Below are 13,369 nucleotides of genomic sequence, written 5' to 3'. Positions count from 1 at the left end.
AATCAAAACCCTTGGTATTACCGGATTTATATAACGGTCCATTTGGCGTGGGGTGACTCAAAAGGGGCGATTTTTCTCCTTTTGAGTCACCCCCTTTGTTTCCTCATAAATATCCTTGTTATACTACATGTTCTTTTCAAACATTACACCCACCACATTTGTAATGGCGACTCTTCAATCAACACAGACTTCAAGTTCTTCACCGCACGGATGAATCCTTCTTCAATGGACATGATTGGATCTTCATGCTCGATGCTGACTACATAATCGTAGCCGTATGTTCTCAGTGCACTCATCATATCGGACCATTCTTTTAAACTATGGCCGCATCCGACCGAACGGAATGTCCAGGCTCTCGTTTGGACATCGCCATATGGCTGCATATCAGTAAGTCCATACATATTTACATTTTCCTGATCGATGTAGGTGTCTTTTGCATGGAAATGATGGATCGCGTTTTCTTTCGCCAAAATCTTGATGGCTGCCACCGGGTCAATTCCTTGCCACCATAAGTGACTTGGGTCCAGGTTTGCACCAATGGCATCACATGTTTCTTCACGCAATTTCAATAATGTGTATGGTGTATGTACCAAGAAGCCGCCATGAAGCTCCAAACCGATTTTCACATTATGTTCTTTCGCATATTGTCCGACTTCTTTCCAATATGGAATGAGCTTTTGTTCCCACTGCCATTTTAACACGTCCCCGTATTCGTTCGGCCACGGTGTAACAGGCCAGTTTGGATATTTCGCCCCTTCGTGGTCCCCTGCCGTTCCGGAGAAGCAGTTCACAACCGGTACGTTCATTAAGGAAGCTAATTTGATTGTTTTTAAGAGCGTTTCGTGCGACTCTTTCGCGAAGGCTTCTTCCGGTGAAATCGGATTGCCGTGGCAACTGAACGCACTAATAATTAACTCGCGATCCTCTACTTTTTGAAGATACTCTTTGCGAAGCGCTTCATTTTCCAATAATGCGTCCAAGTCACAGTGGCTGTTTCCCGGATAGCAGCCCGTTCCGATTTCAACGGCATGCAGGCCCGCTGCTTTCACTTTATCGAGCATATCGTCAAATGATTTGTCCGCAAACAGGACGGTAAATACACCTAGTTTCATCTCAAATTCTCTCCCTCTATTAAAATATTATTTCAATAACAATGTGGCGGCTGTTCCATTGCCCGGATTGCTGCTTTCATAAATCGCATCGATAATGCTCGATACCTGAAGCGCTTCTTCGGGTTTGACCACAAGCTCATCCCGTCCAAGGCAGGCATCAATAAAGTTTTTCGCCTGTGGAAGGCCTGGATTGTCTTCACCTGGAAGCCATGCTGCTTCACTGTTTAACAGCATGCCGTTTTTAGTCGTGTAAAGCTCGAATGGAAATACGCTTAAACCGCCGTCAATCCCTGAAATACTCACATGTTCTTTATCGTCTTTAATATTTGCTGCCCACGATGTTTCAAGCAGTAGTGAAGCGCCGTTTTCAAATTTAATGTAAGCAGTGACATGATCATCTACATTAAACGTTTGATGATTGAAATCTCCCCATAGGTTCACCTGGCTCGGTACTTTACTCAACGAATTATACGTACTTCCGCTTACAGCAACATGTTTGGGATTTCCCATTAGCCAGATGGCTAAATCAAGAAGATGACACCCATAATCAATTAAGCTGCCGCCTCCTTGAAGTTCTTTATTTGTAAAAACTCCCCATCCCGGTACTTTTCGGCGTCTTAATGCTTCCACTCTTGCCACAAGCGGCGTCCCGACTTCCATCATCATCTTCTTTGCAGCCTGTGCTTCTTTCATAAAACGGTAGTGATAAGCAATGGCTAACACTTTATCCGCTTTTTTAGAAGCGGCAACCATGGCTTCACACTCTAGCGCACTCAGTGCCATTGGCTTTTCACAAAGAACATGGACGCCTGCTTCCAATGCGGCGATTGAAATTTCTGCATGAAATTTGTTTGGCGTACAAATGCAGACAGCATCCACTTCCGCTAACAAGTCATGATAGCTTTCAAACGCGTGTGGAATCGCAAATGTTTCTGATACCTCTTTTGCACGCTCAATATTCACATCGCTTACCGCTGTGATTTCACATCTATCACTCAATTGTAAAAAGGCAGGGATATGGCGGCTTTGTGCAATACCGCCTACCCCGATAATTCCGACTCGAAGCTTGCTCATAAGACACCCCGCTTAAACACGTGTGATTTGTTTTGTATCGTTCGATTTTAAAGCTGCCAAAATGACTGCTAATGATTTCATGCCCTCTTCGCCGCTGATTGGGGGCTCTTTATCGTTTAGCACACAATCCACAAACTGTTCAATCACATGAGAATTTTGCTGGCCGCCTTCTTCATTGGATTGAATTTTGCCAAGCTGATAATTAACCACTTCGCCATTTGCATATTGAATGACTAGTGAATAGTTCGGATCATCTTCTAAACGAAGAATTGCTTTTTCTCCGTAAATGATGGTAGAGTTATCTTCTTTTCCAACGTAAGCCCAGCTTGCGGCAAGCGTTCCTATGATGCCGCTTTCCGTTTTCAGTACACAAACGGCATGATCGTCCACATCGGCAAAATCTTTTGCGCTCGTTTCCACAAATGCGCCGACTTCCACGATTTCTTCTCCAAGCACGTAACGAAGCAAGTCTGTTTTGTGAACCCCCAAGTCACCCATTGCGCCAATGAACGCCTGTTCTTTTTTGAAGAACCAGCTTTCTTTTCCGTCTACACTCCAAGCCTCTGGTCCAGGATGTCCAAATGCTGTACGGAAACTGTAAATCTTGCCGATTTCACCGCTTTCGATCATCTGACGCGCTTTTTGATGCGATTTAACGAAACGCTGGTTATGGGCAATCATTAATTTTTTGCCGCTCTTTTCAGCCGCTTCAATCATCGCTTCCGCTTCTTCTTTGGATGTCGCCATCGGCTTTTCGCATAATGCGTGAACACCAGCGTTTAACGCCGCAATTGAGATCGGAGCATGCAGATAGTTTGGTGTACAAACGCTTACCACATCGACTTCGCCGCTTTGCAATAGCTCTTTGTAACTTGTATACGCTTTGACCCCATACTTTTCGGCTACTTGTTTGGCACGTTCTTCATTGATATCACAAACAGCTGCAAGCTCCACGTCTTTATTGAATGCATACTCCGGTAGATGGCGATGCTGAGCGATGCTGCCGCATCCGATTACTCCAACTTTTAATTTTTTCATGATTTCTTTCTCCTATGTTTGATTAGTTTGTTTTTGGTGAAATGTTTGCTAACAGCTTTGCATTTCCGTATACCGGGCGTTTGCGGTCAACCGGTCGCCCATTTGACGCCGTTGATGATGACACGCTGAATGTCATTATTGTGGTATGTCGGGAATGTTTCATGGCCCGGTCGGAAATAAAACACTTTTCCGTTACCGTGCTTAAATGTGCAACCGCTTCGGAATACTTCTCCGCCTTCAAACCAGCTTATAAAGATCACCTCATCCGGCGTAGGGATATCAAAATACTCCCCGTACATTTCTTCTTTTTCCAGCTCGATGTACTCACCGATTCCTTCAGTGATCGGATGGCTTGGGGATACGACCCAAAGACGTTCTTTTTCACCCTCTTCACGCCACTTCATGTCACAGCTCGTTCCCATTAACCATCTAAAGATTTTTGAGAATTGAGCTGAATGAAGAACGATAAGCCCCATTCCGTCATGAACACGCTGCTGCACTTTTTTGACGATTCTATCTTTCACTTTACCTTGTGCAATATGCCCCCACCAAATCAATACGTCTGTATTGTTTAATACATCGTCTGTTAAACCGTGTTTCGGCTCATCAAGCGTTGCCGTTCTTACTTCGAACCCTTCTTTTTTCAAAAATCCCGCAATCGTGCCATGAATGCCCTCCGGATAAATTTCCTTTACAACCGGATCATGTTGCTCATGACGATTTTCATTCCATACTGTTACCTTTATCACGTTTAACACCTGGCTTTCTTAATAATTTATTTATAATGATAATTCTATATAATATATTATTAATTGAAGTGGTTGACTCCACAAAAAAGCAGGTGACATGAAAAATGAGTTTATGTAATTTTAACCGGTTAACTTCGCAGCTCAACATGATAAAGGTGCATCGCCATCAATCTTTACCGCCGTTCACCCCCTTAAGGATGAGGGCTCCTTCATTATGGAAAACGGTCATTACAGGAGCCTTTTTTCATCCCTTCTATCACAAAGCTTACAGAGAAAGCCTTGCCGTTGACTCCCTCACTACTAATTCAACCGGGAGAGTCATCGCTGTCGGGTCAGTTTCTTTCAATTCAATTGCATCAATGAGCATCTGGGCCGACACGACGCCCTTATTAACAACATCTTGCCTAATCGTCGTTAAACTTGGTGAAGCATATCTGCTAATCATCAAATCATCAAACCCGACAATCGAATAATCATTGGGCACTTGTTTTCCATTTTCATTCAGGGCCTTAATGATGCCCATTGCTAAAATATCAGCCGTAGCAAAAATAGCGGTCATCTCAGTATTGATTTCTGCTATCTTTGTTCCTATACAATATCCGCTTTCGAACGAACCATTTTTACTCTCAAAGATCAGCTCTTCATTTATTGACAAATTGGCTTCCTGCATGGCCCTTTGAAAGCCCCGGAAACGTTTCTGGTCAATCTCGCCTTTCATTCTTGGAGCAATAAATCCAATGGATGTATGGCCCAATTCAATTAGATGCTTGGCGGCAAGATATCCTCCTAATTCATCATCAATTCGGATATGAGAATAAAAATCTTCGTACCCTTCATATGTATCGATTAACACAAGGGGGGTGGATAGCGTTTTCATTTCTTCATATAAATGTTCGGGAAAAGAATTTAAAAAAATAAGTCCATCCAAGTTGCGCTTCATGACCCAATTTTTGCAGTCCTCCGGCTTCCCGATACCTGAAATGAGAAAATCATACCCATTTTTTCGCGACACATATTCGATTCCGCTAATCAATTCACTGTAGTAATGATTTTCTTTAAAAATGGGAGCAAGCGAATCGCCGACTAAAGGAATCATGACACCTAGCATGTTCGATTTTTTTTTCGAAAGGCTGATTGCCGTAAAATCGGGTTGATAATTCAGGTCTTTAATGGCCTGTGAGACCCGATCCTTTGTTTCATCTGATACTTTTTTTACATCATTGATAACATATGAAACGGTTGCAGGAGATACCCCTGCATATTTTGCCACATCTCGGATCGTTACTTTTTGTTTCATGGTTCCTCCGGTTAAACGGTTAACTTGATTTGAGTTCATTATATATGAAAGCGGTTTATTGGTCAATTCACTTTCAAAAAAATTTATCCACCTTTTTCTATGTAAATTCACATAAATCATTGAACATGAGCAAAAAACGCCCATGTCCAATGTTTGGAGATGAATTGCAATTATCTTGAAGTTTTTCTTTTATCCCGCATTAACGGGCAGTAAGAGCCCCACTTCCAAACTTTGTGTAATCGGTGAAGCTTAAGTGTGGGATCACTGCCTTAATCTGGCTTGCACGAGCCAGCTCCTAGGGCCTCGCTTTTTGTATTATTCTCCGATGTTTAACACCGTTACTTTTTCACGCGTCATCGATTCGAGGCTCTTGCGGATTCCTTGCGCCCCCATACCGGATCCCTTTACGCCGATAAATGGAAAATGATCTGGGCCGCGTTCTGTACGTCCATTGATTTGGACAGAACCCGTTTCAATTTTGTCAGCCATCACAAAGGCCTTGTTGATATCCTTTGTAAAAATACTTGCTTGTAAGCCAAATTCAGATTCATTCGCGATTTTGATCGCTTCTTCATCAGATGACACACGAATAATCGGCAATACAGGTCCAAACGGTTCTTCCCAGGCTACGCGCATTTCCTCTGTCACGTAATCAAGAAGAGTTGGATAAATTAAATTATGTTCACGCTTGTTTCCTGTTATAACTGCAGCGCCTTTTCCAATCGCATCCGCAATCAAAATTTGAACAAAATCAGCGGATTGCTCATCAATTAAAGGAACGACCGTATTGCCGTTTTCAGGGGAACCAACAGACAATTTTTCCACTTCTTCTTTTAAAATTCCGACAAGTTCGTCTGCTACCTTTTCATGCACCAATACACGCTTGATAGCCGTACAGCGTTGGCCGGAATAGGAGAATGCACCGCTGATGATATGTTTTGCCGCTTCGTACAAATCGGCGTCTTCTCGCACAATGCCAGGGTCTTTTCCGCCAAGCTCAAGGACAAGCGGAACCATTGTTGCTTTTTTCGCTAAGTGAAGCCCTGTATTTGTACCGCCTGTAAAGGAAATCATGTCAATTCCTTTGTGCTCTACTAAATAATCGCCAATGACAGAACCCCGTCCTGTTACAAGGTTTACAAGACCTTTTGGCAATTCCGCTCTATGAAGGGCTTCTACCATTTTCGTACCACTAATAGCGCCTTGCGTGGCAGGTTTGAAGATGACGGCATTTCCCGCCATTAATGCCGGCGCTACTTTGGCTGCCGCCAGGTTTACAGGGTAGTTAAATGGAGGGATGGCCAACACTACACCGAGCGGCACACGCTGAATGATGGCAATTTTTGATTGAGAGCCGCCCGGAAAGCTGTCGCCCCTCATGCTTTCGCCATGCATATGAAGCGCTTCTTCAATCGTGTAACGAATAAAGTCTGCTGTGCGTGCCACTTCATTTTTTGCATCTTTATAACTTTTGCCGACTTCTTTCATAATGATTTCAGCAAGCTCGTCTTGCATATCGATTAATTCATCCGCCCATTTATATAAATATTTTGCACGATCTTGCAAGGAAGTCTCTGCCCAATCTTTTTGTGCTTCGCGTGCAAAGTAAATCGCTTCATCCACTTCTTCTTTCGTAATCGCTTGTACTCTTCCGATTACCTCATAAAGATATGGCGACTTGATATCAATGGTCTGCCCTGACTGGCTTTCTTTCCATTCCCCATTTATGTAAAACTCATAAGCTGATAAGGTTAATACGTTTGTCGTCATCATACATCCTCCTTTAATTATGAGTGGAAATAGATTATAATAGAATGAATTTTCGGTATTTTCAGATAATGAAAATTTGTTCAGGATTTACCCTGGACATAATTAGTCCCACCAAGACATATTATGTCCCGATTAATCCAAAAAAATTCACCCTTATGTTTTTTTATTCTAGCAGGAGTGTACTTTTTGCACAATACTTTTTTTAATATTTTTGAATATTTTTTATTTTTAGTTTATTTGTAATCGCTTTCATTGAAACCCTAGCATTATCAGCATTTTTTGGCAATTTTCCAAACAGAAAAAGGATATCTTGATGTTATCCGATGAATAACATCAAGATACCCTCTTGTGCCGGCAATCAAAGGTATATCAGTCTTTCTTGTTTCGAATCTATCACATATCTAAAAACGGTTAATGGACTTTTTTGGCCGTTTTGATCAATTCTCGATAGCCTATTCTTGTAAACTTGAAGTCTTCATCGATGTAATTGGATTCCTTAAGTGATTGGACGACTTCCGGAGACAGCTGATGTCTCATCATTTCAAACTTTTGATTAAGTTCTTCAAAAGAGCTGTCAATAATAAATTCAGGTTGCAGCAATCGTACCACTTGTTCCCTGTCATGGTCTCTTTTTAATAGCAGGTTGGTTTTTTCCTTTACAACCTGTTGAATCTCATTTTTCAAAACGAGTAATTCTTGTTTGATATGGGAAACTTCCGCTGCATCCCCTCTTATTACTTTTCTGTAGGCTTCTTTTTCCTCTTCTTTCAAGCGTGCTTTATCAAAAAGCTCCTCCAACACTTGTTTTTCATCAGTCTCGAATGGATGGAATGCCTCTCCCGTTGCTTCATGCTTCCGATCATATGCTATTTCCTGCCGGCTTTCATGATGGAAGCGGTCATGTGAATTTTGCGCTTCAAGTGCTTCATCATTTGCCTCATCCAGCGGAAATTTGTCGAGTAAGTGATTCACTCTTTTACATAACAAGAATACTAAAATGACTAAACTAAATGTAAATAACAATAACATAAAACGGAAAAATACAAGGTCCATCGCCGCGATATATAAAAATACAATGGCAACTGCTGCCGGAATTAAAACATTGATCCGGCCATTACCTGTTTTAGCTGATAAATCCGTAAAAGGATTTTTGAGTTTAATCAAGATATATCATTCTCCTTCCCTTGGCTTTCTCACCAAATGACAAAGACACTATAAAATTATAGCACAATCATAAAGGAAGAGCTTAAGAAGCCTAATACATAGATATTATATCTCATATTAGTATCTGGTGTAAAATCGTCACAAAAAAGGAATGCACTAAATTTCATTACAAGTAAAAAGAACCTATCCATCCAAACTCGTTTTCTTAACAAGTTGATGGAAAAGGTTCTTTTTATTTTGAAATAAACATTTGTGTCCAATACACTCCGTAGCTTCCGCCTTTCGAGTACCCAACACCGATATGAGTGAAGTTTTGATTTAAAATGTTGGCACGGTGTCCTGAACTGTTCATCCAAGCTTGAACGACCGCTTCAGGCGTCTGCTGTCCCGCCGCAATGTTTTCGCCGGCGCTGCGATATGTAATACGAAAGTTTTTCATCATATCAAACGGCGAACCGTATGTAGGACTAGTATGTGAAAAATAATTTTTGTTTCGCATATCATCTGACTTGAAACGAGCAACTCTAGAAAGCTCCCAATCTGCAACAAGCGGTTTTAACCCGTATTTTGCTCTCTCCTGATTCGTCAACTGAATCACTTTCTGTTCAAACTGTTTCGTTTGACTTAAATCAGGAATATTGATTGCTTGTCCAGGATAAATCATATCCGGATTCTTGATCTGCGGGTTGCTGCTTAAAATCTCTGATACTCCCACTTGATATCTAGCAGCAATTTTCCACATTGTATCTCCCCACTGAACAGTGTACTGAGTGGCAGCGCTTGCTGACTGAAGCGGGATGAATACAAATAAAGCTATTAAAATAGCAAGAAGCTTCTTCACTTTTGCACCCTCCTATGTAATGGATTATGAGAATTTTATTATGAAAGAATTTTCTCGAAAATGATAGGAGTAAATATTGGCTGTATTGCCATTCTTTCAAGCAATCTCTTTCATTCTTAATTTCTCCGTAATGATAACAAGGTACAGTTCCCAATCCTGTTCTTTCAATTCGAATCAAATAAGATTTCATGAGTTTCTTTTCTGTTATATAAGAATAGAGGTCCTTTTTTAATGTCAAAAACACCCGTTCCCTTTTTGGCACACAGGAAACGGGTGGTTCGCTTATGATTCGATCACGTACACTATTACACTATTCTTTACGATAACTGATTGTTGCACTATCTGACAACAATGCCAAGTTGCTTGTCACAATCATGTCGTTCTCGGAAAGACCTTCTTTCACCATGATGAAGGATCCTTCCCTTTTACCGATCTTGACTTCCCGGCGGCTTACTTTGTCGCCTCTTACTACATAAACATACGCTTTTCCCTTTTCACGTTCGAGTGCTTTCACGGGAACGAGGATACCTTGCTCTGCACCTTTTGGAATTAACCGAAGGTCAACAATCATTCCGGCCTTGAACTTAAAATTCGGATTTGGAACTTCGACTTCAACGGGATAGCCTTTTCCTTTTTCATCGAAAGGGCTGATCGTTTTTACTACCCCTTTGGTGGTAAAGTCAAAATCAATGGCATTGACTTGCACTTGACTTCCTTGTTCAATTTCGTTGATCTCGCTTGTCGGAATATATGTTAAAACTTTCACTTTATCGAAATTTGCCAATACAAGAACAGGAGCTTGGTTGGAAATCATTTCACCTTTTTCTGCATATTTGGCGCCGATCACTCCATTAATGGGAGAAGTCACGATTGCATCATCAAGAGCATCCTTTGCCGCTTTGACATTCACTTGCGCTTGCTTCAGCATTTGCTCACTTGCCTTAATACCCGATTCGCTTTTTGCGATTTCCGCCTGCTTTTGGGCACTCGCATACCCTTCAGATGCTGTATCGTAACCTTCTTTTGCCGTTTCATAGACTTCCTGGGCATTAGTGTAGCCTTCTTGGGCATTGGCGAAGCCCTCTTGTGCATTCGTATATGCTTCTTTTGCATTCGTATACGCTTCTTTTGCATTCGCATATGCCTCTTGTGCAGCTGTAAATGCCTTTTTCGCCGTTTCCAGTTTATTTTGAACCGTATGGCTCGCCACTTTTGCACTATCATAAGCTGCTTGTGCATTCACAAGCGCCGTTTCAGCTTGTTCGAGCTGTACTTTTGAAACGAGCGATTCTTCAAACAATCCTTTCATACGATCATGGTTCGTTTTGGCGTCTTTCAATGCCTGTTCCGCTTTTTTCAATGTGATGGCATTGTCTTTGACACCGTCTTCTGCCTGTATGACCGCACTTTGCGCTTTCGTGATGTTATCCTGCGCTTGAACCATGGCATTTTCCGATTGGATGATTCCACTTTTTGACTGGACCATACCGCCTTTTGATTGAACCATTCCGTTTTTTGATTGAACTATTCCATTTTTCGATTGAACCATACCGCTTTTTGACTGGACCATACCGCTTTTTGATTGTACAACCCCTGTGTCCGCCTGGGCGATGCTTGCTTCGCGTGCCGTTTTCGCCGATTCCACATTGGCTTCCGCTGCCGCTACTGCTGCATTCGCTTTATCCAAAGAATTTTGCAAATCTTTGTCCTCAAGCTTTAGCAGTACTTGACCGGCTTTAACCTTTGTTCCGACTTCTACCGGCATATCAACGACTTTTCCAGGTATTTTTGACATAATCTTCACTTCTTCGCTTGGAGTGACCGTACCGGCATATACTTTACCGTTTCCGATCAATCCCTCTTGCACCCCGCTCACCTCAACAGATACAGGTGAACTTGATTTGAATGTCTGCTGGGCACTTGCACCGCACCCCGAGACAACCAATAAGCCGCCAAGCGAAAGAATTCCCATGGCTTTTTTGATGCTGACTTCTTTCATTTCTTTCACCTTTCTATCCTTAAGATTCTGTTGCTTTCATTTCTTTTTTCCTCTTGAATAAGAATACGAGAGGAAGGCAAATAAACAGCGGAATAGCCGAAACGATAAATGTATCGACAATCCCCCGTGCTGTTGCCTCACGCTGCATCAATCCCGCCAATGTTGTTGACCATGAAGTTCCAAGCAATCCCTGCACAGATTGAGCGGAACTAGCTGGAATGGAGTCTGTCATATGCTGAAAATGCATGGCTGTCCGTTGCTGCATAATCACTGTAAACACGGCAATCGCCATCGAAGCGGCCACTTGCCGAATCAAATTGGACACAGCTGATGCTTTCCCGACAAGATGTGGTTCGACTGCATTCATTCCCGCAGTCGAAAAAGGCATCATACAAAGTCCAATACCGATTCCGCGTATCATTAACAACGGGATGAGCCATTCATGCGGCGTATCAGCTGTCAGCTGATGCATCTCATATGTCGTGACGCTCATAAGAGAGAGGCCCGTAAGCCCTAAAGGAACAACCCCTACTTTATCAAATAATTTTCCAGCAACCGGCATCATAAACGCCATGCAAATTGCCTGCGGCATGAGCAAAAGCCCCGTATTGATCGGGGTCACGCCTTGAATGTTTTGCAAGTAAATCGGCATGATGAACATCACACCATACAGCCCGACCATAACAAGACTTGAAACGATAATACTTAAAACAAAGACAAAATTTTTGAACAAAGATAGCTCAATGACCGGATTGTCCACTTGTTTTTCAACAAATAAAAGAAAAATGAGTGACCAGAACGAGACAAAAAGAAGGGCTACAATTTCAAAAGAAGTCCACCCTTTTGTCTGGCCGTTGCTCAATGCATATAGAAGAGTTCCTGCCGATATCGCCGCCAGCAAAAAACCAACAAAGTCAAACGGCTTTGGCTTCGTTTTGGCGGGCTCTTTCAATAAAATGGATACCATCATCATGGCAAAAAGCGCGACCGGAATACAAATAATGAACAAAAAGCGCCAATTGAACCACTCAATCAAGTACCCGCTCAATGTCGGTCCGACAGCGGGGGCCACCATGGCCGACACTCCCCATAAACCGAGAGCTGTTCCGATTTGCTCACGCGGCATCACCTTATAAATGATGGTCATGCTAAGAGGTCCGATGACTCCTCCTCCTATTCCTGCAATGACACGAGCGATAATCAGAGAGGTGTCGCTCCAAGCGACAGCGCAAAGGGCGGTTCCTCCTGTAAACACAGCCAGGGCGAGCAGGAGAAATTTTTTGTAGCCGATTCTCTCTTCCATATAACCCGTAATCGGGATAATGACCCCTGAGGCCAGCATATAGCCTGTCAGTACCCATTGAATACGGGACGTCGTCGATCCTAAGTCGCTTGTCAGCTTTGGAATGGCGACGTTAATTAAACTGTTATTTAAAATAGCCACAAACGCTCCTAAAATAATCGCAAGTAGCGCCAGCCAGCGTTCTCTTGACGATTCAGCGGAAGAAGGAGCGGCAACTGCAGTTGATGCCACATCTACCCCTCCTTTTATGAAATATGGATTTTAATTTCAACGTTTGTTCCGGGAACAAGTTTCATATCTTCCGGTTTGCTGATGGCGATTTCAATTGGAATACGCTGTTTCACCTTGTTGAAATTCCCGCTTGTGTTCACGGCCGGAACAAGGGCGAAAGCAGAATTGGACGCTTGGCCGATTTTTCGGACTTTTCCTTGAATCATCTGCCCATCCAGCGTATCGATTGTAATGTCAACTAGCTGGCCTTCTTTTACTTTTCCAATCTCCGTTTCTTCAATATTCGCTGACACATACAGCTCGTCCATATTGACCATTAAAGCGATCGCTTGCCCTGGTGCAACAGTCTCGTGTTCTTTTGAAAAAATTTTTATGACATTGCCGCTGATCGGTGCACGAATGATCGATTTGTTGATCATACTAGGATCGATATTCGCCAAATCCTGTTCGGCGATGACTTCATTTTGTTGAAGTAGATCGCCTTCCCCTACATCAATGCTCGTAATTTCCCCAGGAATTTGCGGCATCACCTTGTATTGATCTCCCTGAATGCGCGCATCCTCCGTTTTGACATAATGGGAACCTTGATACCAGTAATAATAACCGATGCTCCCCCCGCTTGCGATCATGACCGCAAATAAAATCATCAATACTATTTTTCGCTTCATCATTTCACCTCATCGTTGTTCTTGATTAACCCATCCGCTGAAAATCACAGAATTTCATTTTCCCATCACCAGCATTTCCCCCAAAATTTCACTCTCCCTTATTGAAACGGGCCACACTTATCT

The 13,369-nt window shown here is 42.5% G+C and carries 10 protein-coding genes and 1 pseudogene; all 11 read right to left on the bottom strand.

The window, feature by feature from the left end; genetic code table 11:
• Nucleotides 1-143: 143 nt before the first annotated feature.
• Nucleotides 144-1,112, bottom strand: a complete 969-nt coding sequence (locus tag ACFOU2_RS08330) for a sugar phosphate isomerase/epimerase family protein (protein WP_377914080.1) — start codon at nucleotides 1,110-1,112, stop codon at nucleotides 144-146.
• Between the two features lie 27 nt (nucleotides 1,113-1,139).
• Nucleotides 1,140-2,186 carry a Gfo/Idh/MocA family protein gene (locus tag ACFOU2_RS08325; protein ID WP_377914079.1) on the bottom strand — a complete coding sequence of 349 codons (1,047 nt, stop codon included), beginning with the start codon at nucleotides 2,184-2,186 and terminating at the stop codon, nucleotides 1,140-1,142.
• Between the two features lie 12 nt (nucleotides 2,187-2,198).
• Nucleotides 2,199-3,224: a Gfo/Idh/MocA family protein gene (locus tag ACFOU2_RS08320; RefSeq protein ID WP_377914078.1), complete on the bottom strand. Its 1,026-nt coding sequence runs from the start codon at nucleotides 3,222-3,224 to the stop codon at nucleotides 2,199-2,201.
• A 22-nt stretch (nucleotides 3,225-3,246) separates the two neighbouring features.
• Nucleotides 3,247-3,973: pseudogene (locus tag ACFOU2_RS08315) on the bottom strand (ThuA domain-containing protein).
• 265 nt (nucleotides 3,974-4,238) lie between these two features.
• Complete coding sequence (locus ACFOU2_RS08310) at nucleotides 4,239-5,270, bottom strand: LacI family DNA-binding transcriptional regulator (protein ID WP_377914077.1); 1,032 nt, start codon at nucleotides 5,268-5,270, stop codon at nucleotides 4,239-4,241.
• Between the two features lie 315 nt (nucleotides 5,271-5,585).
• Nucleotides 5,586-7,040: an NADP-dependent glyceraldehyde-3-phosphate dehydrogenase gene (locus ACFOU2_RS08305; protein WP_377914075.1), complete on the bottom strand. Its 1,455-nt coding sequence runs from the start codon at nucleotides 7,038-7,040 to the stop codon at nucleotides 5,586-5,588.
• Between the two features lie 411 nt (nucleotides 7,041-7,451).
• Nucleotides 7,452-8,204, bottom strand: coding sequence for a hypothetical protein (locus tag ACFOU2_RS08300; protein ID WP_377914073.1), 753 nt, complete (start codon nucleotides 8,202-8,204; stop codon nucleotides 7,452-7,454).
• 232 nt (nucleotides 8,205-8,436) lie between these two features.
• Nucleotides 8,437-9,045 (bottom strand): SafA/ExsA family spore coat assembly protein, encoded by a 609-nt coding sequence (safA, locus tag ACFOU2_RS08295; RefSeq protein WP_377914071.1) that lies wholly within the window; start codon nucleotides 9,043-9,045, stop codon nucleotides 8,437-8,439.
• Between the two features lie 310 nt (nucleotides 9,046-9,355).
• Nucleotides 9,356-11,044, bottom strand: a complete 1,689-nt coding sequence (locus ACFOU2_RS08290) for an efflux RND transporter periplasmic adaptor subunit (protein ID WP_377914069.1) — start codon at nucleotides 11,042-11,044, stop codon at nucleotides 9,356-9,358.
• Between the two features lie 19 nt (nucleotides 11,045-11,063).
• Nucleotides 11,064-12,578, bottom strand: coding sequence for a DHA2 family efflux MFS transporter permease subunit (locus tag ACFOU2_RS08285; RefSeq protein ID WP_377914067.1), 1,515 nt, complete (start codon nucleotides 12,576-12,578; stop codon nucleotides 11,064-11,066).
• A gap of 14 nt (nucleotides 12,579-12,592) precedes the next feature.
• Nucleotides 12,593-13,246, bottom strand: a complete 654-nt coding sequence (locus tag ACFOU2_RS08280) for an HlyD family secretion protein (protein ID WP_377914065.1) — start codon at nucleotides 13,244-13,246, stop codon at nucleotides 12,593-12,595.
• Nucleotides 13,247-13,369: the final 123 nt, after the last annotated feature.

Origin of the sequence: Bacillus songklensis, from assembly GCF_042649685.1 — a bacterium.
Taxonomy (GTDB): domain Bacteria; phylum Bacillota; class Bacilli; order Bacillales; family Bacillaceae_H; genus Bacillus_BA; species Bacillus_BA songklensis.
The sequence above is the reverse complement of the archived record's forward strand: the minus strand, read 5'-3'. Positions and strand labels throughout refer to the sequence as shown.